Origin of the sequence: Cytobacillus sp. FSL K6-0265 (genome assembly GCF_038003465.1) — a bacterium.
GTDB classification, from domain to species: domain Bacteria; phylum Bacillota; class Bacilli; order Bacillales; family Cytobacillaceae; genus Cytobacillus; species Cytobacillus stercorigallinarum.
Window position 1 is genome coordinate 2,614,855 of the sequence record NZ_JBBOPE010000001.1, and the last position, 21,803, is coordinate 2,636,657.

The 21,803-nt window shown below is 36.9% G+C and carries 23 protein-coding genes, 1 pseudogene and 2 riboswitches; of the genes and pseudogenes, 2 read left to right on the top strand and 22 right to left on the bottom strand.

Going from position 1 to position 21,803, the window contains the following annotated elements; genetic code table 11:
* Positions 1–169: 169 nt before the first annotated feature.
* The 6 genes from MHH73_RS13170 to MHH73_RS13195 form a co-directional block, all read right to left on the bottom strand.
* The gene (locus MHH73_RS13170; RefSeq protein WP_191811243.1) at positions 170–1,012 is read right to left on the bottom strand and encodes a bifunctional 5,10-methylenetetrahydrofolate dehydrogenase/5,10-methenyltetrahydrofolate cyclohydrolase; all 843 of its coding nucleotides are present in this window, start codon (positions 1,010–1,012) and stop codon (positions 170–172) included.
* A 39-nt stretch (positions 1,013–1,051) separates the two neighbouring features.
* Positions 1,052–1,134, bottom strand: a riboswitch (ZMP/ZTP riboswitch).
* 736 nt (positions 1,135–1,870) lie between these two features.
* Positions 1,871–3,517 (bottom strand): glycerol-3-phosphate dehydrogenase/oxidase, encoded by a 1,647-nt coding sequence (locus MHH73_RS13175; protein ID WP_341067358.1) that lies wholly within the window; start codon positions 3,515–3,517, stop codon positions 1,871–1,873.
* A 227-nt stretch (positions 3,518–3,744) separates the two neighbouring features.
* Positions 3,745–4,386 (bottom strand): phosphatase PAP2 family protein, encoded by a 642-nt coding sequence (locus tag MHH73_RS13180; protein ID WP_191811241.1) that lies wholly within the window; start codon positions 4,384–4,386, stop codon positions 3,745–3,747.
* A 66-nt stretch (positions 4,387–4,452) separates the two neighbouring features.
* Complete coding sequence (gene ku, locus MHH73_RS13185) at positions 4,453–5,313, bottom strand: non-homologous end joining protein Ku (protein WP_341067359.1); 861 nt, start codon at positions 5,311–5,313, stop codon at positions 4,453–4,455.
* A 183-nt stretch (positions 5,314–5,496) separates the two neighbouring features.
* Complete coding sequence (locus MHH73_RS13190) at positions 5,497–5,751, bottom strand: spore coat protein (RefSeq protein WP_341067360.1); 255 nt, start codon at positions 5,749–5,751, stop codon at positions 5,497–5,499.
* A 97-nt stretch (positions 5,752–5,848) separates the two neighbouring features.
* Positions 5,849–6,754 carry an ATP-dependent DNA ligase gene (locus MHH73_RS13195; protein ID WP_341067362.1) on the bottom strand — a complete coding sequence of 302 codons (906 nt, stop codon included), beginning with the start codon at positions 6,752–6,754 and terminating at the stop codon, positions 5,849–5,851.
* Positions 6,755–6,865: 111 nt separating this feature from the next.
* Here MHH73_RS13195 and ligD point away from each other — a divergent pair, with 111 nt between their 5' ends.
* Positions 6,866–8,071, top strand: coding sequence for a DNA ligase D (gene ligD / locus MHH73_RS13200; protein ID WP_341067364.1), 1,206 nt, complete (start codon positions 6,866–6,868; stop codon positions 8,069–8,071).
* A 190-nt stretch (positions 8,072–8,261) separates the two neighbouring features.
* On the opposite strand, the gene dapF is transcribed toward ligD, so the two are convergent.
* The 14 genes and pseudogenes from dapF to MHH73_RS13270 all read right to left on the bottom strand — a co-directional run bounded on the left by dapF (position 8,262) and on the right by MHH73_RS13270 (position 19,814).
* Positions 8,262–9,251, bottom strand: coding sequence for a diaminopimelate epimerase (dapF, locus tag MHH73_RS13205; protein ID WP_341067366.1), 990 nt, complete (start codon positions 9,249–9,251; stop codon positions 8,262–8,264).
* A 129-nt stretch (positions 9,252–9,380) separates the two neighbouring features.
* Positions 9,381–9,848 carry a 6,7-dimethyl-8-ribityllumazine synthase gene (gene ribH, locus MHH73_RS13210; RefSeq protein ID WP_191811231.1) on the bottom strand — a complete coding sequence of 156 codons (468 nt, stop codon included), beginning with the start codon at positions 9,846–9,848 and terminating at the stop codon, positions 9,381–9,383.
* Positions 9,849–9,889: 41 nt separating this feature from the next.
* Positions 9,890–10,480 (bottom strand): annotated as a pseudogene (ribB, locus tag MHH73_RS13215) (3,4-dihydroxy-2-butanone-4-phosphate synthase); the annotation flags it as partial.
* Between the two features lie 10 nt (positions 10,481–10,490).
* Positions 10,491–11,132 carry a riboflavin synthase gene (gene ribE, locus MHH73_RS13220; RefSeq protein ID WP_445662545.1) on the bottom strand — a complete coding sequence of 214 codons (642 nt, stop codon included), beginning with the start codon at positions 11,130–11,132 and terminating at the stop codon, positions 10,491–10,493.
* A gap of 262 nt (positions 11,133–11,394) precedes the next feature.
* A riboswitch (FMN riboswitch) is annotated at positions 11,395–11,537 on the bottom strand.
* 120 nt (positions 11,538–11,657) lie between these two features.
* Positions 11,658–12,122: a YxiG family protein gene (locus MHH73_RS13225; RefSeq protein WP_341067371.1), complete on the bottom strand. Its 465-nt coding sequence runs from the start codon at positions 12,120–12,122 to the stop codon at positions 11,658–11,660.
* A 91-nt stretch (positions 12,123–12,213) separates the two neighbouring features.
* Positions 12,214–12,402 (bottom strand): hypothetical protein, encoded by a 189-nt coding sequence (locus MHH73_RS13230; RefSeq protein WP_341067373.1) that lies wholly within the window; start codon positions 12,400–12,402, stop codon positions 12,214–12,216.
* 117 nt (positions 12,403–12,519) lie between these two features.
* The gene (locus MHH73_RS13235; RefSeq protein ID WP_341067374.1) at positions 12,520–13,080 is read right to left on the bottom strand and encodes a hypothetical protein; all 561 of its coding nucleotides are present in this window, start codon (positions 13,078–13,080) and stop codon (positions 12,520–12,522) included.
* A gap of 149 nt (positions 13,081–13,229) precedes the next feature.
* Positions 13,230–14,162: a ribose ABC transporter substrate-binding protein RbsB gene (rbsB, locus tag MHH73_RS13240; RefSeq protein ID WP_341067376.1), complete on the bottom strand. Its 933-nt coding sequence runs from the start codon at positions 14,160–14,162 to the stop codon at positions 13,230–13,232.
* Positions 14,163–14,201: 39 nt separating this feature from the next.
* Complete coding sequence (locus MHH73_RS13245) at positions 14,202–15,146, bottom strand: ABC transporter permease subunit (protein ID WP_191811218.1); 945 nt, start codon at positions 15,144–15,146, stop codon at positions 14,202–14,204.
* Positions 15,143–16,639: a sugar ABC transporter ATP-binding protein gene (locus tag MHH73_RS13250; RefSeq protein WP_191811216.1), complete on the bottom strand. Its 1,497-nt coding sequence runs from the start codon at positions 16,637–16,639 to the stop codon at positions 15,143–15,145. Before MHH73_RS13250 ends, MHH73_RS13245 begins: the two co-directional genes overlap by 4 nt.
* A complete protein-coding gene (gene rbsD / locus MHH73_RS13255) occupies positions 16,639–17,028 on the bottom strand; it encodes a D-ribose pyranase (RefSeq protein WP_341067380.1) in 390 nt (129 codons plus the stop codon). The genes MHH73_RS13250 and rbsD overlap by 1 nt, the downstream gene beginning before the upstream one ends.
* Positions 17,003–17,911, bottom strand: a complete 909-nt coding sequence (gene rbsK / locus MHH73_RS13260; RefSeq protein ID WP_191811212.1) for a ribokinase — start codon at positions 17,909–17,911, stop codon at positions 17,003–17,005. The genes rbsD and rbsK overlap by 26 nt, the downstream gene beginning before the upstream one ends.
* A gap of 23 nt (positions 17,912–17,934) precedes the next feature.
* A complete protein-coding gene (locus MHH73_RS13265; RefSeq protein ID WP_225230405.1) occupies positions 17,935–18,918 on the bottom strand; it encodes a LacI family DNA-binding transcriptional regulator in 984 nt (327 codons plus the stop codon).
* 275 nt (positions 18,919–19,193) lie between these two features.
* Positions 19,194–19,814: a TetR/AcrR family transcriptional regulator gene (locus MHH73_RS13270; RefSeq protein ID WP_191811209.1), complete on the bottom strand. Its 621-nt coding sequence runs from the start codon at positions 19,812–19,814 to the stop codon at positions 19,194–19,196.
* A 209-nt stretch (positions 19,815–20,023) separates the two neighbouring features.
* Between MHH73_RS13270 and MHH73_RS13275 the strand changes: the two genes are divergently transcribed.
* Entirely contained in the window at positions 20,024–20,770 is a 747-nt protein-coding gene (locus MHH73_RS13275) for an SDR family NAD(P)-dependent oxidoreductase (protein WP_191811208.1), read from the top strand.
* A 51-nt stretch (positions 20,771–20,821) separates the two neighbouring features.
* On the opposite strand, the gene MHH73_RS13280 is transcribed toward MHH73_RS13275, so the two are convergent.
* Positions 20,822–21,133 (bottom strand): hypothetical protein, encoded by a 312-nt coding sequence (locus tag MHH73_RS13280; protein ID WP_341067384.1) that lies wholly within the window; start codon positions 21,131–21,133, stop codon positions 20,822–20,824.
* 79 nt (positions 21,134–21,212) lie between these two features.
* Positions 21,213–21,785, bottom strand: a complete 573-nt coding sequence (locus tag MHH73_RS13285) for a TlpA disulfide reductase family protein (protein ID WP_341067386.1) — start codon at positions 21,783–21,785, stop codon at positions 21,213–21,215.
* Between the last annotated feature and the right edge of the window lie 18 nt (positions 21,786–21,803).

Below are 21,803 nucleotides of genomic sequence, written 5' to 3' on the forward strand. Positions count from 1 at the left end.
GTACTTTAATTTTCTTATGAAGTTAAAAAGGCCGTAACTAAAAGAAATGAAGAGTACAATCGCCTACATTTCTTGCAGTTACGACCACTTATCCAAATAATATATAACGAACTTTACAGCGTATATTTTATACTACATTGTTTTATCGCTAAATGTCAATAGTTATTTCTCACTGAACCGTTTTCTCTGCTGAAGCTACTGTGTGTTTTAATAACATAGATATCGTTACAGGGCCTACTCCACCAGGGACAGGTGTAATAGCAGATGCTTTTTCATAACAGCTATCATAATGAGCATCGCCAATATTTCCTGGGTTGTATCCAGCATCTAAAACAACAGCCCCTTCTTTTAGCCAGCTTCCTTGGATAAAATTAGGTTTCCCTACAGCTGCAACAACAATATCAGCTTTGCTTAAATGTTCACTTAAATCTTTTGTTTTAGAATGACAAGTCGTTACAGTTGCATTGCGATTGAGCAGTAATGCAGAAACAGGCTTACCTAAAATCGGACTTCTTCCAACCACAACTGCATTTTTTCCTTCAACAGGAATATCATAATAATCAATGATTTCCATAATAGCAGCAGGTGTGCAAGATGGATAAACACCGAAACCAAGTGCAGTTTGACCATAGCCAAGACTGGTGACACCATCCACATCCTTTTCGATGTCGATCGCTTCAAATGCTTTTCTTTCATCTATATGTGCAGGTACTGGATGTTGTAATAAAATGCCATGTACATTTTTATCATTATTTAAATCCTGAATCGTTTCAATGAGTGTTTCAGTAGAAATACTTGCATCTAGATGAATTCTCTTTGAAAGAATACCAAGTTTTTCACAGGCATTGCCTTTCATGCGTACATACGTAGCAGAAGATGGATCGTCTCCCACTAAAATAGTAGCTAAGCAAGGCGTTACTCCTTGAGCCGATAATTTTAATACTCTTTCTTTTAACTGTTCTTTTACGTCATTCGAAACTTTTTGTCCGTCTAGTATCGTTTTTTCTTCCATGTCCAATCCCTCCGAAATACAAAAGAGATAAGTAGAACTTACCTCTGCCCAGACGACCGGCTAAACATAGACGCAGCTCCCCAGCGGTTATTTCCGCAATGTCGTCAGTTACTGCGATTTCTTCAGCTTCCTCTTTATTATAACAGAAAACACATATATTTCAACAAAAATGGAGCTTATTGTTCGCCTTTATCATATTACGCCATAGGCTATTTTCTTGCTTCTATATTTGATTATTCGTTGATTATGGCATAATTTTTGTTGAGAATCAAAGTTAATGCTGAGACCGACATACATAATGATGGGATATATTTTAAAGAATACTTAAATGACTTTATCTTTACTATATCGGATAAATCAAAAAGCGAACCGCTTCAATGACGGTTCGCTGGTTATATTTGAGATTATTTAATTTCAATAAGTTCTTTACCTAAAACAACGAAAGCCCTACCTCTCTTCCATCCTTGCAACCCCGAAGTTGCGCCAGTGAGAATCAGGTTAAATCTTCATTTGTTCTTGAGAAAAGTAACTCTTTTTTGAATTGTATATTGGGGTTTAATTATTGAAGTAACCATATAAAGTTCATTTATGGGTAAATAGAAGATGATTTAAGAAGAATTTCAACTTCTTCATGAAGTTGTCCACAAAATAGTTCTTAATTATAAACCTTGCTTAGCGAACTTTACTCTAAAGAGTAACTTTCACATCAAGAAAAGTCGTATGACTACCGACTATCTTTCTATCTCAAATACCAAATTCTATTATAGTACTTCGGTAGATAAATGTCAAATTCATTGGTTATACGACAGGATAAGAGAAAGACTCACAAATATATCCCGTCGTCACCCAACATTTTTTTCACCCTTTGTTTGTCGCCCATTCAATCACTTCATTCAGTTCGTTTGTATATGATAGTGTTTGTTCAACTGTCCAGTCAAGTTCTTCAGCCATCATTTCAATTACAGCATTCTTATATGTGAACACAAGCATAATGTTAAACAACAATGCGCCTGTTCGGCGAAAAAAAAAGTCTACAGGCGAGACCGCCATTTCATAATCAAGTGCATATTTTAACTCCAACCATAAGACTCGTGGCATAAGGTGCTCGTCTTTATGATATTGCTTAACTAATGAGAATAAAACCGGTGCATTTGATCCATAACGGCTTAAAAGATAAAGGGACTCTTCTCCTTTTAATCCAACTTCTATCCCTTCCTGTTTCTTTGCTTCGATAAAAGTAGGGAAATTTTTTGCTCCACCTACTCTCCCGCCTGACAACGGTAGATGCTTTGTCATACTTTTTGAGAACAATAGCTGATATTCTTTTTTTAGCATAGACGAAACTCTGTCTACAATTGTTTCGGCCATTTTTCGGTAACCCGTTAATTTACCACCAGCAATCGATATTAAACCATGCGCTGACACCCATATTTCATCTCTTCTCGAAATTTCTGAAGGCGACTTCCCTTCTTCATGAATGAGCGGACGTACTCCTGCCCAACTGGATTCAATATCTGCTTCTGTCACCTTCACATTTGGAAAAACCCCTTTAATTGCGTTCAGCAAATAGAGCCTATCTTCATCTGTGATCGAAGGGTGCGCAGGATCATCTTTATAAAATGTATCTGTTGTTCCAACATACGTTTTCCCTTCTCGAGGAATAGCAAAAATCATTCGACCATCTTCACTGTCAAAGTAAATAGCTTGCGCTAATGGGAAAATGGAATGATCGATAACAATGTGAACACCTTTTGTTAATTTTAAAGATTTATTTTCCATTTGTGCATCTTTATCTAAAAGTCTCTCTACCCAAGGACCGGTAGCATTCACACATTTTTTTCCGAAAACTTGATAGGATTCATTACTGAGCTGATCTTGTACCTCAACCCCATTAATCATTCCATCCCTATAAATAAAATCGGTTACTTTAGCATAATTAATCACATCAGCCCCACGATGAGCCGCTTCTTTTATCACTTCTATCGTTAACCGTGCATCATCTGTACGGTACTCCACATAATAACCACCACCGAGTAAACCTTCTTCTTTCAGTAAGGGTTCTTTAGATAACACCTGCTCTTTATTTAACATTGTTCTTCTTTCATCTCTTTTTACTCCCGCAAGGAAATCATAAACCCTCAATCCAATTGATGTTGTGAATTTACCGAAAGTCCCTTCTTGATAAAAAGGTAAGACCATCCATTCTGGTTTTGTGATATGAGGGCCGTTTTCATATACAATCGCCCTTTCCTTTCCTACTTCAGAAACAACATGACATTCAAATTGTTTTAAATAACGTAGACCACCATGCACAAGTTTAGTCGAACGACTTGAGGTTCCTGCTGCAAAGTCCTGCATTTCAATTAATGCGACTTTCATCCCTCTTGTCACAGCATCAAGGGCGATTCCAGCTCCTGTAATACCTCCACCGATAACAACGAGATCATACTCATTGTTAGTTAAATCATGAATGGTAGTAGAACGATTCTTCGCAGAAAATGTCATTTTCGTACCCTCCTATTTACTTATGGTGTCGCAACTTATTTAAATGCCATTATTGCGCTTATTGCACTTTTAAGGTGTACCTACCCACCTTATGCTGCGTAACCTTCCCTATTTTCCTCCACCCATCCAGGATGGGGGAATTTGGACACGATGTACAAGGTCTCCTTCATAATTGAATAAAATTGCTCGAGAGCTCTTAGGTAAACTTCCAATAGTTCACTCCCCTATTATTTATTTGAAAAATGCTCATACAAATGAAAGACCATAATGGTGAGCATTAACCAAATCGCCCCGACTAAAAAACCAGCCGCTACATCACTAGGATAATGGACACCTAAATATATCCTACTTAAACCGATGGCAAAAATCAGTAACCCCATGATAATCGCTACAGCCCACTTCATACTTGTCCTTTTAGTTAAATGAATAATGACAAAAGCGAGTGATCCGTAAAAGATAAACGATCCCATTGAATGTCCACTTGGAAAGGCATATCCCGTTTCTTCAATTAATGGTAGGATAGCTGGTCTTTCTCTTTTAAAATAGTGTTTAAGACTCCAATTTAAAAGTGCCCCCACCCCCGATGCCAAACTAATATAAATAGCTAACGCATACTTCTTTTTTAAGACGAGGAGGACCATAACAATCAAAACTGCCGCGGCAATCCACCGTACAGAGCCAAGAAAAGTGAAACGATCAATCATGGTCGTTAATGTCGGAGTTATATTTTGTTGGACAATATGGATGACCTCCATATCAAACCAAGCAAGATCGTTGGTTGTGTAATCGAACACGATAAACAAAAACAGACTTAAAAATAGAATAAATAGTATGATGTTTGTTGTTATGTATACAGTTGGTTTTTTCATTGCCCATTCCTTTATGTTTTTTAGAAAGTTGGAGAAGTCTAGACTTCTCCAATTGAACGATCAAATCTATGCTTCCTTCTTTGTTTTTGCAGAAGTCGTTGATTTTTTCTTTTTTGACTTCGTTGTTGTTTTTTCTTTTTTTGGTTGTGATGGTTTTGTTTGATCGATGGATGCTTGTAATGCCGCCATTAGATCCGTAACATTGGATTTCTTTGGTTGCTGTTGATTTGTTGTTACTACCTCTTCCCCATTTTTCTTTGTTTCAATCAAGTCTAGAAGTGCTTGGCGATAGTCATCAGTATATTTCTCAGGTTCAAACGTTGTTGTTAATTGGTCTATTAATAATAATGCCGTATCTAATTCTTTTTTGGCTATTTTTTCTTCCGCAGGAATATTAGGCACATCTGCAAAATTTCTCACCTCATCAGGGAAATGGATGGTTTCCATTACTAAAGTGTTGTGAAAAACTCTTAAAAGAGCTAGCTGTTCTTTTGCACGAATGATGATTTTCGCTATTCCTACCTTTTCAGACTCCTTTAAAGCTTCCCTTAATAAGGCATAAGCTTTCGATCCACTATCTCCAGGTGAAATATAATAAGAGCGGGAAAAATATATCGGATCTACTTCATTTATTTTAACAAAATCTAAAATCTCCACCGCTTTATCTTCATTTTCTTTTTTCAACGCTTGTAATTCTTCTTCATCAAGGACGATAAACTTCCCTTTCGTGTACTCATATGCTTTTACTATATCACTTTGATCAACAGGTTCATCACATACAGGACATACTTTCTCATACTTAATAGGTGAATGACACTTACTATGCAAATTACGCAATTTAATATCTTTATCTTCAGTTGCCGCATGCAATTTGATCGGGATATTCACTAAACCGAAACTTATGCTTCCCTTCCACATTGTGTGCATCAGTAAACCTCCTCCATTCTTATTAGTTGTATTTTTTCTCTGTGAATTATTCATATACACGTACATTGTTGGTAAGATTAGCTACATCTCTTTTTATATGTCTTCATGAAGCATTATCTTTACAAAAAACAATGAAAAAATCAACAAACACCACAGATTCAGCTGTGATGTTTGTTGATTTTTTTAATAAACTGGATAAGGTGGGTATGGTGGATATACAGGATAAGGTGGATAAGGCGGATAAACCAGAGGTGCTAATAATGCGCCACCCAATAAGCCTGTCGCCACACCGCCTAAAAATGGACCACCAAAACCAAAACCGGGTCTCCCAAAACCGGGACCGCCAAAACCTGGGCCTCCCCCGAAACCAGGACGACCCCCATAAGGCCTTCTATAAAAATGAGTCTGTGTAGCTGCCGGGTAAAAGTGTTGAGTCAATAGATAACCTCCTCTATAGTCGTTCTCTCTATATACTCCTTATAACCTATGTAAAACACCTAAATTTGCTGTAGGCAAAAACCTATCCTTAAACTTTTTAAAAAACAAACGATTGAATGACTGGTTGCCTCATCGTATGATCTTTTGTCCATTCTAAAAAAGTAACCTTCACTTTTAAAACCGGGGATAACCATTCATGTTTTTTTAATAATCCACTATAATTATGGAATGGACTTTTCTCCTGAATAATTTGGTTTGTCACTTCTGTCACTTCACGCCAATCTTTTAAAGTAAGCTTGCTCGAACCTGCACTGCCGATATAAATGAGCTCACCCTCTTCATTATATACACCTAAATCAAGTGAACGAATAAGTGATCCATTATAAGTTGCCCCTCCAACAACAGCAATAAGGTCCTGTTCTTTTTTCTTTTTTAACCAGCGTTCATCTTTTCCACCTAATATATAATTACTATTTAAATCTTTACATACAATGCCCTCTAGCCCTTGCTCTATGACTGCTTCATATAATGAATGGCAGTCTCTAAAACTTTGGACAATTTGAATCTCATTTGTTGGCTGGATCATTTCCCTTAACATATCCTGGCGTCTATGTAATGGGGTTTCAATCAGCCATTTACCGTTATAATATAAGAGGTCAAATATCATATAAGTAATTGGAATTTCTGTTTGTAATTGATTGATCGTTATTGTATTTTTCCGGCGATCTCTTCTCATTACATCATAAAAAGAGGGTACACCATCTTGAAAAGCGATTACTTCTCCATCTAAAATGAAGGAATTCCCCTTAATCAATGATGGCAATCGTTGTATTTCCGGATATTGGAGGGTGCGCTCATTTCCCTTTCTATTAAAGAGCGTCAATTTCTCTTTTTCATAATAGGACAATATCCTTGTACCATCCCACTTTACCTGCGCAATCCACTGATCGCCTTTTGGAATCTCATTTGTCATTTTTGGTTCAAAAGGAATAATTGGCTTCATTGGATTGCTCCTCGCTTGTATGTCTTTTTTTAATCTAACCATACTATGACCATGTGTAATACGTTTTATGAATGGAAACAGAATGAATGAAAAAGGATGTTGAAGGTCAATATGAGGAAAAAAGGTCGTTTCTTTATTACCGGCTGGAATATTACAACTAATCAGTTTGAATATAGTATCGTACAACAAAATGAAGTAAAGGTAATGGGTGAATTTTCTGAAGGTCTAAACGAACAGGAATTGGCTATTTTAGTAAAATTGATTCAAAAAAATGGAAGTAAAGTAAATCAAACAAAATACACCATCTCCCCAAGCATTTGTATTCAACTTTGCTTTCGAGACATAATTGAGGATACTTTTATACTGCCTCAATTTATGCAATTCTTACCGAATGAGCAATGGGATACATGTACATGGGAGAGATTATTGATAGAAAATGCTAACATCGATCCTTCTATTGAAGTGACCCACCCGGAAAAACCGTTATGGGACAACCCAAAGATTAATAAAGAGCAACTCATTGCTTATCTTGTTTCCGTCTCTCCACGGTTGTTACCGTTTGTGAAGAATAGATTGTTAACAACCATTCGCTATCCACATGGCTATATAGGGAAAGAATTTTTCTATCAGAAGAATAAACCTGATTATGCACCGTCATTTGTTACTTCTTTTACAAAAGACGAAATCGACTATATCTTATGTAATGATTTATCTACACTTGTTTGGCTAGGTAATCAATTAGCACTAGAGTATCATACCCCTTTTGAAACAATTGACAGTGAACATCCGCTTGAAATTGTGTTCGACCTTGACCCACCTGATGAAACACATTTTTTACTAGCTGTTACTGCTGCACAGAAACTAAACAAGATTTTTGAGGAATTAAATATTATTGGCTTTCCAAAATTAACGGGTGGAAAGGGGATACAAGTACATATCCCAATTATGCATCATCATTTTTCTTATGAGGATACGAGACTGTTCACTTCATTCATAGCTTCCTATTTAGTTGAAAAAAACCCAGATTTATATACGACAGAAAGGATGAAAAAGAATCGCGGGAAAAAGTTATATATCGATTATATTCAACATGCAGAAGGAAAAACGATGATTGCGCCCTACTCTCCAAGAGGCAGAGAAGGAGCAATTGTAGCAGCCCCACTCTATTGGGACGAAGTGGACAAACAACTGCAAAGGAAGAACTTTACATTGGACAACATTAGTAAGTCTCGTTTAACTGATCCATGTCCAATGGCAAGCTTTTTCGAAACCAAAAATGACACAATCGCAAACATTATTCATTCATTAAAAGGATAAGGCTATACACAAGTGAAACCTTAGTAAATGTGGTTTACTCGTCATTTTAGAAGCTACAATAGCAATGCAAATATCATATGAACGACCTGCAATTGAGATGCAAAAACAAAAAAACCGAAACAACACTATTTACGCTTAGTGCCGTTTCGGTTCAAAACTTATTTCTTTCTTAATAATCATACAAGGGCTCTTAAGCATTTAATTGCTTGGTTAAAAAAGCAGAAGCCTCTTGTTGTAACTTCGCATATTGCATCATTTCTTCAATATATTCTTCTGAGCTATCGATGGTAAATGTCCCCGGGTGATTTATATCTACTTCAATTGTACATTGATAGACAAAGCTGGCGTTACCAATCAGATCGATTGTAAAGGTATCATTTTGCTTATGAACAACACAACGGACCTTACCACCGTTGTTATAAACCTCAATCGGTTGCTCATAGGTATTGATACTTTGCATACAAGTAACTAAACATGAAGCGGACATCGCTGTTCCGCATGCATTTGTAAAGCCCACTCCTCTTTCATACGTACGAACAAAGATGCCACTTTCTGGAAGAGGTTTGACGAAACTCACATTTACCCCATCAGGAAAGTAATCATTTTCTCCGTTGACATACAAACTTAATTCCTCTTGAATATCTGATTGCAACTCCTCTTTTTCGACAATAGCCACAAGATGGGGATTAGGAACAGAAAGAGCAGTAAAAGCGATATCTTCTGAAAGCTCTTCAATCTTTTCATTAATTAATTGATGCTGATCAATGTGAAGTGGCAAAGTAGCAACATCAAAAGACACCGGAGAAATTTCTACCTTGTAAGTAGGGATATCTTTATAAATATCGTCTTCTTTACTAACTTGAAGGGTAACTTTCATCGTATCAATTGTCGCCTCTTTGATTTTCAATTTCTCACATACATATCTCGCGACACAACGAAGACCGTTACCACACATGGAAGCTTCAGAACCATCTGCATTAAAAACTCGCATTTTCGCATCAGCATCTTCACTTGCTAATATAAATAAAATCCCATCCGCACCAAGTTCGCTGGTACGATTACAAAGACTAATCGTTAAGTTCGCTCGTTCTTTATCACTCCAGCCAAACGACTGCTCCATCTCATCAATGATAAAAAAATCATTTCCCGAACCGTGACATTTAATTAATTCTAATTTCATCATAAACCCTCTTTCTCTTTTAGGCTCTTCATTTAACTTCTATTCATGCTATAACCATTATTCATGTGAATATAACCGTTAATATTATTATAACGAGAAAAAGAAAGAGGGAGCAAAGAAAATTAATTATTAACGAAAATGTTTATTGAAATTACTCATTTCAATCGCATTAACAGCTGCCTCCCAGCCTTTGTTACCTGCTTTTGTACCCGCTCTCTCAATCGCTTGTTCAATAGAATCAGTTGTTAACACACCAAAGATTACTGGTATGCCTGTTTGCAATGAAGTCGCTGCTACTCCTTTGGCTACCTCTGCATTCACATAATCAAAATGTGGCGTGGCCCCTCTAATGACTGTTCCAAGGGCAACGACCGCATCGTATTTGCCACTTTCTGCGAGTTTTTTTGCCGCTAGGGGAATTTCAAACGCACCAGGTACCCAAGCGATCGTAATATCCTCCTCAGCTACATCGTGACGCTTGAAGCTATCCAATGCGCCATCTAATAATTTTTTTGTAATAAACTCATTAAACCGCGATACAACAACGGCTACTTTCATTCCCGTACCAATTAAATGTCCTTCTAGTATTGTATTCATTCTACTTCACTCCTATATTAGTTTGTTAATAATTGTGATTGCTTATAAGAGATTAATTGTTCAATCGTAATCATCTTCAAATCATATTTTTCTGCTACTTTCTCTAACTCTGCTACTCTAGCCATTTCACCATTTTCTTTCATAATTTCACATATAATCCCGACTGGACTTGCACAAGCCAACTTCGCTAAATCAACTGCCGCTTCCGTATGTCCTGAGCGCTCAAGGACGCCACCATCCTTCGCTACAAGGGGGAAAATATGACCTGGACGATTGAAGTCTTTTGCTTGTGTTTCTTCGTCTAACATCTTTTCTACGGTTAAAAACCGTTCAAATGCGCTTATACCAGTCGTTGTCTCTTTATAATCAATACTGACTGTAAAGGCGGTTTGATGACTGTCTGTATTATTAGTAACCATCGGATGCAAGTCTAGCTTTTTGGCGATTGACTGCTCAATCGGCACGCAAATAAGCCCTCTTCCCACTGTTGCCATAAAGTTGATCGTTTCAGCTGATGCATACTCGGCAACAGCGATAAAATCACCCTCATTCTCACGATTCTCATCATCACAAACGATAATCACTTTTCCCTTTTTCAAGTCAGCTATCGCTTCTTCAATTGAGTGACTCATATGTTCCCTCCTAACTTAAGAATCCATTATTCTCTAATAACTGTTGGAAATTTCTTTCACGTTTTGATGTGTCTGTAAAGGCAACTACGTACTTTGCAAATAAATCATATTCAATATTAACGGGATCATTTACCGATTTTTCACTAATCACCGTTTCTTCAGCTGTATGAGGAATTAGCGCAATCGTAAAATATCCATCCCCAACCTCCATCACTGTTAATGAAGTGCCATCAACAGCAACAGATCCTTTCGGTAGAATTAAATGCTGATATTGCTCGGATAAGGCAACCGAAAGATAAATCGCATTTTCTACTCTTTGTTTTTTTAGAATTTTTCTCGTTTCATCCACATGACCGCTTACATAATGGCCGCCAAATCGTCCACCTGCTAACATCGCCCTTTCTAAATTCACCTTGCTCCCTACTTTTAATGAGGAAAGCGATGTCGCATGAAAAGTTTCTGGCATCACATCTGCTGTAAAACTTCTTTGTTGGAATTCGGTCACTGTTAAACAAACGCCGTTCACAGCGATACTATCACCGATATGGATATCATCCATAATCTTTGTAGCATTTAACACTATTTGAATAGTAGATCCGCGCTGAATCGTTCGTTGTACAGTACCGATTTCTTCGATAATACCTGTAAACAGAATGATCAACCTCTCTGTATAAGATTTGTTCGTTTTAATAAAAGTTGGAATTTTCCGCTCGGGGCAAAGACGCGGTATCGGGAGAGTTTGTTGAATATTACAAAAAAAGTTCGACTCACACTTATAGTTATCCCATTTCATCACCACCATTCTTAAAAAAGACTCATGAATAAATAAACCCGTATACGAATACGTATACGGGAAAAGTAATCATGGCCAAATAAACGTCAAAATCAACTGTTTTTGAACGTTTTTACACACACGCATCCTTCTCCCATCCAGACTATACTGTCGGCTTTGGAATTACACCAAATCCACCGTTCTCATTCCTGAGCCCGGGTCACGGACTAAGAGGTCACCCTCATCACCGCCGGTTGGGAATTTCACCCTGCCCCGAAGGATATTCTATGAAATTACAAGACTACTATTATGTATAATAGTCTCTACATCTAGCATATCTTTAAATCTTTATGAAAGCAATACTGAATCTCAAAATCATTCTTTCTTCACTCAGTACAAAGGTCATCAGTCTATATATTTAAGTGTTCCACTTTCTGCAAGAAGGTTTACAAACAGTTCATCATTGATTTGCACACTATTGGCTTCAATGAAAAAATTGTCTTTATTATTTACTTGAAAATAGAAATTGGTTTTTGCATGTAATTTCTCGATTTCTTTCAGATCTGATTCTAAGCTTTCAATTTTTATATGACCAAAACCATTGTTGTGATAACTAATTTCGCTTAATAAATTCGCCTCAGTAAAACGACGGTCATTTAAACGTATCGTCCCTACAATAGCCTCTTGATAAACAAAGAACGACATCACTTCCTTTATAAAAATGTAGGTTTTCTTAATCTGTTGTTTATGACAACTGAGTAATTTTAAAGAAATGGTTTCATTCAAATAATCAATCTGTAAATCATCTAAATCCCAGTATTCTGCTTTTTCGGCAAATAAGGTATTTATTCTATTTAAATCGCTAGACATCTAATCACCACTTTACTTTTTTCTTTTCACCTGTGTAAAGCACAATTTACCGCCATATTTTAGTCATAGCATTTTCTTTCTGCTCTTTTATTTAATTCCCTTTCACTTCGAGTATTTCAATAAACCTTTCAAAATTGTCATTGAATCTTTGTTGTTCATAATAATCATCATTCACTGAACTATTGCTCTCAATCGCTCCAGCAATAGTACACGATCCCAGTATAAAGCAAATTCCAATAATCCATGCAGCATTAAGTAAATCTTTCCTGTTTATATTCATCATTTTTCTCCTATCCTTTAATCATTGGACAACGGATACATATAACAGTTTTTTTGTAAATAGTACGAAATTTATTTTTTGAAGACGATAACATTATTTGCTAATTTTCACAGAAGATTAATCATCTTCGTAGAAAGTATCATACATTTCAGGAAATAGTTCTTTTAATCTCCTTATCGTATGCGCATTTGCAACAATATCCAGTACATCAGAACTAATATAAAATAAACAATCGCGATGCACAAAACAAATATAAAGCGAAGTATGACCATCAACCATTTTAAGGGTATAGCGAAAAAACGCGGATGATTTCACATGATTTACCGTTGTATAGACAAAATAACAACCCATTTCTTCTTGCCAAACTACTTTATTAGACCAATTATTTATCTTGAAAAATCGACGTAAATTTAACTTTTCTCTCCTTACCCTATTGCTATCAATATCTTGATAACCAGAAATAAACGTCATATCTAACTTTTGCTCTATAGGAAATAGGTGATGAAATAAGCTTTTCGCTAAACCGGGATATTGTCTGAATGTCTCCAAACCAAACCGAATTCGATTGTCCTTCACTACTTGAAAATAAGGCGTTGCGGCGTTCGTCATATCAACTCCGAAATTATTTGCAGGGATCATTCTACCACTCGATTCTTCACAAAATATAATGATTACCATAATTATACACTCATTTCTAAATAAGCGACTATATATTTTTTTACACGTTTTTCCATCACCTGCGTTCACTTAGAAAATAAAAAAAGCACGTGTTCATTCCACCTTAAAGCAGAATCGACACGCGCTTCATTCAAACACTATCTTTTTCTTTATTTAATTAACTCTAACTCAACAGGAATAAATTCTTCCACTGTTTCACCATCGAGTACTTTTTTGGCTGTTTCTACAGCTTGCTCGCCCATTCTATCTGGTTTTTGAGCGACTGTTGCTGCCATGTCGCCACCTTCTACTGCCGCGACGGCATCATCTGTTGCGTCAAATCCAACAACAATGACATCTTTCAATCCAGCAGCCGTTAGTGCTTGATAAGCACCAAGCGCCATTTCATCATTATGAGCAAATACAGCTTGAACATCATTATTGCTTTGGATGATGTTTTCCATTACTGATAAGCCTTCTGCACGATCAAAATTCGCAGATTGTTTTGTTGCCACTTCCACATTGTCAGATGCTTCAATTGCTTCGTTAAAACCTGCACCTCTTTCACGTGCTGCCGATGAACCAGGGATCCCTTCAAGTTCTACTACTTTTCCTTCGCCACCAAGTTGTTCAATGATAAATTCTCCTGCCATTTTACCGCCTTCTGCATTATCAGAAGCTACGTGAGCGACAACTTCGCCACCTTCAGCACTTCTGTCCACAGTAATAACCGGGATATTTGCATTATTAGCTGATGTAATGGCAGAAGCAACCGCTGCTGAATCGGCTGGGTTCACAATTAATAAATCTACCCCTTGTTGAATTAAATCTTCAATATCACTCACTTGTGTTGCTGGGTCGTCTTGCGCATCTACTGTTTTAATCGCATAACCAAGCTCTTTTGCCTTTGCTTCTGCACTATCACGTAGTGTCACAAAGAAAGGATTATTTAATGTAGAAATTGATAGACCAATTGTTTTTTCACCTGATGCTTTTTCATCACTACCAGTTGCTTCATTATCATCAGCCCCATTATTTAATGAACATGCACCTAATAAAGCGACTACTAAAACCAAAGTTAGAAGCTTCCATATTTTTTTCATGTGAGTATTCCTCCTTCATAGGTTTGCAAATCATATATGTTAAGCAGCTTTCTTTCTATCAATTAGTACAGCTAATAGAATGACGCCGCCCTTCACCACTTGTTGGTAGAAAGATGATACGTTTAATAAATTCAAACCATTATTTAGTACACCAATAATCAAAGCACCAATTAATGTACCAAAGATCCATCCGCGTCCGCCTGAAAGACTTGTCCCACCAAGTACAACAGCCGCAATGGCATCTAATTCGTAACTTGTACCAGCTGTTGGCTGTGCAGAGTCAAGACGAGAAGTTAACGTAATTCCGGCTACAGCAGCAAACAGCCCTGAAATCGCATAAACACCCATTTTCAAGCGATCCACTTTTAAACCAGAGAGCTTAGCGGCTTCTTCATTCCCACCAATCGCATAAACACCGCGACCAAACGTTGTTTTCTTTAATAAGAAGTATAAAAATAAATATGCTAACAGCATCGTAACAACAGGAAATGGTACACCGAGAAAATAACCTTTACCAATCATTTGAAAGCTAAAAGCATCAGATAATCCAGTAATTGGTCGACCTTCTGTATAAACAAGTGTCAACCCTCTGAAAATTGTCATTGTCGCTAATGTTGCAATAAAAGGAGCGACTTTACCTTTTGCAATAATTACACCGTTGACAAGTCCCATTAAAGCACCTGCTAATAAACCGAGAAGAACGGCTAATATTGGATCCATACCACTTGCTAACATACCTGCAGTCAGTGCCGAAGATAGCGCTAAAATCGAACCGACTGATAAGTCGATACCACCTGTCAAGATAACAAATGTCATTCCAAACGCAATTAAAGCATTAATTGAAACTTGTCTTAGTACGTTAAGTATATTGTCAGCTGTTGTAAAGCTTGGACTCATAACCGATAAAATAATAATAATGAGTAATAAACCTAAAACCGGTCCTAGCTTTTGAATGGAGCCGATGCCTTTACTAATTTTGTTCATGCTTTGTTCCCTCCTGTTGCTGCTTCCATAATTTTTTCTTGAGTCGCATCCGTTTTTTCTAGAATGGCAGCTACTTTCCCTTCATGAATCACCATAATACGATCAGACATGCCTAGTATCTCTGGCAACTCAGATGAGACCATAATAATGGAATGGCCCTTCATCGTTTCTTCATTCATAATCGTATATATCTCTTTTTTTGCTCCTACATCGACACCACGTGTAGGTTCGTCCAAAATTAACAGTGTTGGATCGATTCCTAGCCATTTTCCAAAGACCACTTTTTGTTGGTTCCCACCACTTAAATTCTTAACTTCTTGTTCTGGACCAGCTGTTTTAATTTTTAATTTCTCTATCATTTCTTTAGAGAAAGCTTTTTCCTTTTTAGTAGACATAATGGCACTTTGCGAAAGCGCTTTTAAATTAGGAACGGCTAAATTCTCCCTTACACTTAATCCAAGTATCAGACCTTCATCTTTTCGGTCTTCTGTAATAAAGCCGATACCGGCAGCAATTGCTTGCTTTGGTGCACGAATGTGGAGTTCTTGACCATTCAAGTATATTTTCCCAGACGATTTCTTTCTTGACCCAAAAATCGCTTCCATGATTTCCGTTCTCCCAGCTCCCATTAAACCGGCAACTCCAAGTATCTCACCTTTTCTAACATCAAATGAAATGTTAGAAAAATGACCTTTCACACTTAAGTTCTCCACCTTGAAAAAAACATCACCAATTGTTGCTGTCCGAGCTGGGTAACGCTCACCAATTTCTCGACCAACCATCATTTTCACGATTTCATCGAATGAGGTGTCTGTGGTATATTTCGTTCCTATTGATTGCCCATCTCGTAAAACTGTAATGCGGTCACACATTTTAAAAATCTCTTCCATGCGATGAGATATATAAATGATTGCCACATTCTCTTTTCGTAATTGATCGATAACAGTAAATAATGTATCAATCTCTCTATCTGTTAACGCGGCTGTTGGCTCATCCATGATAAGAACCTCAGAATTGGCAGCGATTGCTCGTGCAATTTCGATCATTTGTTGTTGTCCAACAGAAAGTTCTCCAGCAGGCAGTTTTACATCCATTTCAATCCCTAAACGCTTTAAATACTTTTCTGCTTTTACATTCATCTCTCTCGTCTTTAATAAACCGAAAGTATTTAATTCTTTACCTAAGAACATATTTTCAGCCACTGTTAAATAAGGAATAATATTTAACTCTTGATGAATGACAGCAATGCCATTTTTTTCTGCATCTTTTGGTGAAGAAAATACAGTCTTATTCCCTTTATAATAAATATCACCTTGATTGCTTTCATGGATACCTGTAAGGATTTTAATTAAGGTTGATTTCCCTGCCCCATTCTCACCCATAAGTGCATGGATCTCCCCAGCTCTTAAGTCAAAATCAACGCCTTTGAGCACTTCCACTGAATAGAAGGATTTATGAATATTCTTCATTTCTATTATTGATGATTGCTTCATTAAAAAATCACTCCTGACGTTAAAATGATGTTAGCGTAAGGGGATGCTTCTCCAGTTCGTATTATCGCCTTTGCTTTTTTTGTTTCTTTCTTAAAGGCTTCATGCGACACATAGTCACAATGAGTGAACTTGTCTTTTATTGTTAAGAATAGCGGTTGATTATCTGTCTTCATTTCATCTGCTAATGTGACTCGCTCAATCATTAGTTCTTTTTCCAATTCATTTAAAACGTCTAGAAAAGAAGGTGTTCCTATCTTTAGAGCAAGGTCGATTTTTTTCACGCCATCTGGAATAGGTAGCCCACAATCAGCAATCACAATCGTATCTGTATGGCCCATATCACTGATGACTTTCGCTATTTCACTATTCAGCATTCCTTGTTTCTTCATGATGATTCACTTCCATTTTTTCAATTTCGGCTTTTATCGGCATCCCTACTTGGGCACCCAGTTTCGTTACAGATAAACCTGCAGCCTTTATAGCGAAAGTAATGGCCTGGTCTAATGTTAAACCTTCATCAAGGGCAACAGCTAAAGCACCATTAAATGTATCACCCGCTCCAGTCGTATCAACTGCTTTTACCTTTACAGCAGGAATGGTCATGAGTTCTCCTTGTTTAAAGAACGCAGCCCCTTCACTTCCTTTTGTAATGACAAGTTTTTCTTTCAGTAATTCAATTGCTTCCGCATCATTTTTATACGCTTCGAATAATTGTTTCGCTTCATATTCATTCGGTGTTAAATAGGTCACAAGCTCAAACCAATGCGAAGGAATATGATGGAAAGGAGCAGGATTTAAAATGACGCCAACATTGCCTTCCGCCGCAATTTCTAGCACTTTTTCTACTGCAGATAATGGAATTTCTAATTGCAGAAGCACCCATTCACTCGCTAAAATATCATCGCGATAAGTTTCAATGACTTCACTAGTCATTAAATGATTGGCACCAGGTACAACAATTATTTTATTATCATGGTTGTACACTGTAATGCTTGCTGTTCCAGTTCGGACACCTTTTTCTACTTGGATACTTTCCGTATTGATTTGCAGCTCATTAAAATAATCCATATATTCCTGACCAAAAGGGTCATCGCCTACTTTACCAATCATTTTCACATTCGCTCCAAGCTTAGCTGCAGCCACTGCTTGGTTCGCCCCTTTACCACCTGGCACAGTAAAAAATGATTCTCCCATCACGGTTTCTCCCATTGATGGATTTATATTTGTTACCGTGACTAGATCCATATTGATGCTTCCAATTACTGTAATCATCTAATCACTCTCCTTCTGTCTTTTTAATGCTTTGTCGTTTCTCTCATTTTTAATTCTGTCGGGAAAACAATATGGTCCTGACCTTCTTCATTACCGTTGATTCTATTCAAAAGCATTGTTGCTGCTTTTTTGCCCATCTCATATATTGGTTGAGCGATAGTTGTAATTTCTGGTGAAACAGTTTCTGTCCACTCAATACCATCAAAACCGATAATCTGGAGTTCGTTCGGTACTTTTATTCCAAGCTTCGTGCATGCCTTTAGTGCACCCACTGCCATCACATCATTACCAGTAAATATGGCATCAATATCCTTATGTTCGTGAAGAAGACGAAATGTTGCTTCTTGGGCTGTTTTCATTTGATAATGCCCTTCACTTATATACATAGGTCTATCAAGAGCCATCATGACATCTTGATACGCTTTCTTCCTGAGTTGGGAATTGATAATATTTTCAGGACCACTAATATGGGCGATTTTCTCACAGCCGTTTTCAACTAAATGCATAACCGCTCTTTTCGCTTCCCGATAATTATCAATGGTCACAGAAGGAATACTTTCATGAAACACACGGTCCAGTGCAACTACGGGTATTTGTAAATTGGCGAGATGATTTTCATTCATATGATTAGACACAATGATCACACCATCAATATAATTTTCCGCCATTTTATTTAGATACATTAGTTCTTTCTCTAAATTGTCGTCACTATTACATAAAAAGGTTGTGTACCCTTGTGCTACCGTCACATCTTCCACTGCACGAACAAGTTGAGGAAAGAATGGGTTAGTAATATCCGGGACAATGTAGCCAATCATTTTTGACTGTTTTTTAAATAAACTCCGCGCAACATTATTAGGGCGGTAGTTTAATGCTTTGATTGCTTCTTCTACTTTTGTTTGCGTTTCCTTTTGGACATAGCCTTTTTTATTAATCACTCTCGATACAGTTGCAACAGATACATTTGCGTACTTTGCTACTTCTTTAATTGTGGCTATATGAATCATCACCTTACATAAAATTCCTTGTTATATACTGTTATTATACTTATTTCCAAAGATAGTATGTAACCCGTTACATAGAAAACATTCATTATTTGTAACGTTATTCCCACATGATAAGGAAATGTATGTAACGGGTTACATATTTCAGAAAAAAACAAATATCAATTAATTACTATTCATTTGATATGTAACGCGTTACACCCAAATCTGTAACCGTTTACACATTTTCAGTTTATCATCTATTAAGATTTTGTCAACTTTATTTTCATCTACCCTTTTTATAAAGAGGGTTTCTGTTCTATCACAATTTGTTTATACGGTCCTTGAATGGTAACTTTCATGAGTTGCGCAGCCATATATTTAGCGGTATACGGACAATCATTTTTTAACCACCATATAATTACCCCTAAAAACGCAGAGGCGTAAAAGCGAATAGCCATCTCTCTCGGTATGGTTAATAAGTTATCATCTGGTTGCATTACGGTCATGCCATCTGCAATAAATTCGCTCAACACAGTTGTTAGTTTATCTCGAAAATGAGGCATTGTACTTTCAGATAGCAACACTCTATATATATAATCATATGCGCCAATTTGGGTAAATAATTGAATAAAGCTTTCATTTGGTGTTTCAGCAGCATACGTCCCTTTACTTGCAATGAAAGAAGTCTTCATGGCTTCTTTTAATTCAACGATCATGTCATCCGTACTTTGTTCAAGCAAATCATATTTATCTGTAAAATGGAGATAAAAAGTCGCTCGATTTAGCATCGCTTTTTTTGTAATTGCCTGCACCGTCACTTTTTCAAAACCTTGTTCTTCTATTAAAGCAATTAAGGCGTCAGTCAACATTCGCTTCGTTCTTACTACACGTGGATCTACTTTTTCTTTTTTCGACATTCTTCTACTCCTTGTATTAATTGTCCTTAGTTTTAAACAAAAATGAATAAACTGTTGAGTATGCGACAATCTCAATTTTTTTGTTCATTGCTGTATTTTTTCATCTGTTGTTATAATCAGATTATCAACGGATTGTTGATAAAGCAACTAGTTGTATTAAAAATCGTACGATATGCTCTAAAATTTTTACCAAATGGGGGTATTCTATCATGAGAAGATTAGAAGGAAAAGTAGCCATTATTACTGGTGCAGCTAACGGGATGGGTGCAGCAGAAGCAAAGTTATTCGCGAAAGAAGGCGCTAAAGTTGTAGCGACTGACTTACAAATGGAAACCTTAAATAAAGTAGTTGCAGAAATTAAAGAAGCAGGTGGTGAGGCGATCGCCCTTGCTCATAATGTGACATCTGAGGAGCAATGGCAAGCAGTTGTAAATAAAACCATTGAACAATTTGGTAAACTCGATATCTTGATTAACAATGCGGGTGTCGCTTCTCCTAAAACACTAGAACAAATGTCAATGGAGGAATGGAATAAAATTTTAGATATCGACTTAAATGGTTGTGTAATCGGCATGAAATATGTCATCCCTGAATTAAAGAAAAATGGCAGCGGTTCCATTGTCAATATTTCTTCCATCGGTGGCATAGTTGGCATGGCAGGAACAAGTCCATATACAGCAGCTAAGGGAGCATTACGAGTCTTATCCAAATCTGCAGCAGTTGAATATGGAAAGGAAAATATTCGGGTCAATTCTGTACACCCAGGAATCATTTCAACACCAATGACCGCTCCTTCCATGGAATCTGCCTTACCGTTCTATCAAACTTATACGCAGTTGCCTTATTTCGGCAACCCTGAAGATGTCGCTTACGGTGTCCTTTTCTTAGCATCAGACGAAGCAAGATTTGTCACTGGTACAGAGTTAGTGATTGACGGCGGTTGGACTGCCCTATAATAAAACTTATACAAAAACGAGCCGTGACTTATTTCATCGGCTCGTTTCGTTTTAATACACATTCGTTTTATTTTTTTTTGAACTAAGGCCAGCATCTACAAATATTAACAACGCTGTAATGATATGCATAATCATTCCGACAACCGGAATCCAACCAATAATAGAAGTAATGATACCTGTGATACTACCGTACTTGTTTACTCCATCTCTTGCAGATAGTACAAGTGTGATTACATGAAGGAAAAACATAACAATGAGTGGCACCCAACCATTTGAGAGAATAAAAATCCCTCCGAGAAAAGGAATGCCAAGAAACGCTTCACATGCACCTGTTATCCATTTTAGAATTGTTGATGTACTCAATTTTCCACACCCTTAATGCTTAATCTAATAACATATTATCATACATTTATACCCACACATTCGTTTTAGAAAACATCCTCTATGGTAAACGTAAAATTTCCTTTTCCAAGAAGTCTTCATTTAGCGCACCTAATACTTTATTTCGAATAATCCCATCCGAATCAATGAAATAACTCGTTGGATAGGCAATCACCTCATAGTCATCTAAGACAATGCCTTCAGGGTCCATTGGGATGATGAACGATAGTTCTTTCTCTTTCACGAAATCAGCGGCATTTGTTTCGTTTCTTTCCGTTTTCGTCATATTTACAGCTATGACTTCAAATCCGTCTTCTTTATATTCTTTATAAACTTTTTCCATATAAGGCATTTCTTCTTCACAAGGTCCGCACCAGCTTGCCCAAAAATTAAGTAATACTTTCTTTCCTTCATAGTCACTTAGTTGAAATGACTCACCATTCAGTGTTTCCAACTGAATTTCAGGTGCCTTCTCACCAATTTCCAAGCCAACAGCTACATTTTCTGGGTTTTCTATTTCCTCATATTGGTCAATTTGTACTTGTGACAATAAACCTTTGTCCTTTAGAATAGTCCGATCTACGATCAATAAAATAATAAGTAATGAAGCCGCAATGATTAAAAACTTTCTCATAGAACACCTCAACTTAGA

Coding starts and splice junctions, on each gene's coding strand:
- rbsD (WP_341067380.1), bottom strand. CDS start 17,028: ATGAAGAAACAAGGAATGCTGAATAGTGAAATAGCGAAAGTCATCAGT.
- MHH73_RS13270 (WP_191811209.1), bottom strand. CDS start 19,814: ATGTCGAAAAAAGAAAAAGTAGATCCACGTGTAGTAAGAACGAAGCGA.
- rbsB (WP_341067376.1), bottom strand. CDS start 14,162: ATGAAAAAAATATGGAAGCTTCTAACTTTGGTTTTAGTAGTCGCTTTA.
- MHH73_RS13170 (WP_191811243.1), bottom strand. CDS start 1,012: ATGGAAGAAAAAACGATACTAGACGGACAAAAAGTTTCGAATGACGTA.
- dapF (WP_341067366.1), bottom strand. CDS start 9,251: ATGAAATTAGAATTAATTAAATGTCACGGTTCGGGAAATGATTTTTTT.
- MHH73_RS13235 (WP_341067374.1), bottom strand. CDS start 13,080: ATGGTAATCATTATATTTTGTGAAGAATCGAGTGGTAGAATGATCCCT.
- ligD (WP_341067364.1), top strand. CDS start 6,866: ATGAGGAAAAAAGGTCGTTTCTTTATTACCGGCTGGAATATTACAACT.
- MHH73_RS13195 (WP_341067362.1), bottom strand. CDS start 6,754: ATGAAGCCAATTATTCCTTTTGAACCAAAAATGACAAATGAGATTCCA.
- MHH73_RS13245 (WP_191811218.1), bottom strand. CDS start 15,146: ATGAACAAAATTAGTAAAGGCATCGGCTCCATTCAAAAGCTAGGACCG.
- MHH73_RS13285 (WP_341067386.1), bottom strand. CDS start 21,785: ATGAGAAAGTTTTTAATCATTGCGGCTTCATTACTTATTATTTTATTG.
- MHH73_RS13175 (WP_341067358.1), bottom strand. CDS start 3,517: ATGACATTTTCTGCGAAGAATCGTTCTACTACCATTCATGATTTAACT.
- ribH (WP_191811231.1), bottom strand. CDS start 9,848: ATGAATACAATACTAGAAGGACATTTAATTGGTACGGGAATGAAAGTA.
- ku (WP_341067359.1), bottom strand. CDS start 5,313: ATGCACACAATGTGGAAGGGAAGCATAAGTTTCGGTTTAGTGAATATC.
- MHH73_RS13180 (WP_191811241.1), bottom strand. CDS start 4,386: ATGAAAAAACCAACTGTATACATAACAACAAACATCATACTATTTATT.
- rbsK (WP_191811212.1), bottom strand. CDS start 17,911: ATGATTACAGTAATTGGAAGCATCAATATGGATCTAGTCACGGTAACA.
- MHH73_RS13225 (WP_341067371.1), bottom strand. CDS start 12,122: ATGTCTAGCGATTTAAATAGAATAAATACCTTATTTGCCGAAAAAGCA.
- MHH73_RS13275 (WP_191811208.1), top strand. CDS start 20,024: ATGAGAAGATTAGAAGGAAAAGTAGCCATTATTACTGGTGCAGCTAAC.
- MHH73_RS13230 (WP_341067373.1), bottom strand. CDS start 12,402: ATGAATATAAACAGGAAAGATTTACTTAATGCTGCATGGATTATTGGA.
- MHH73_RS13250 (WP_191811216.1), bottom strand. CDS start 16,639: ATGAAGCAATCATCAATAATAGAAATGAAGAATATTCATAAATCCTTC.
- MHH73_RS13265 (WP_225230405.1), bottom strand. CDS start 18,918: ATGATTCATATAGCCACAATTAAAGAAGTAGCAAAGTACGCAAATGTA.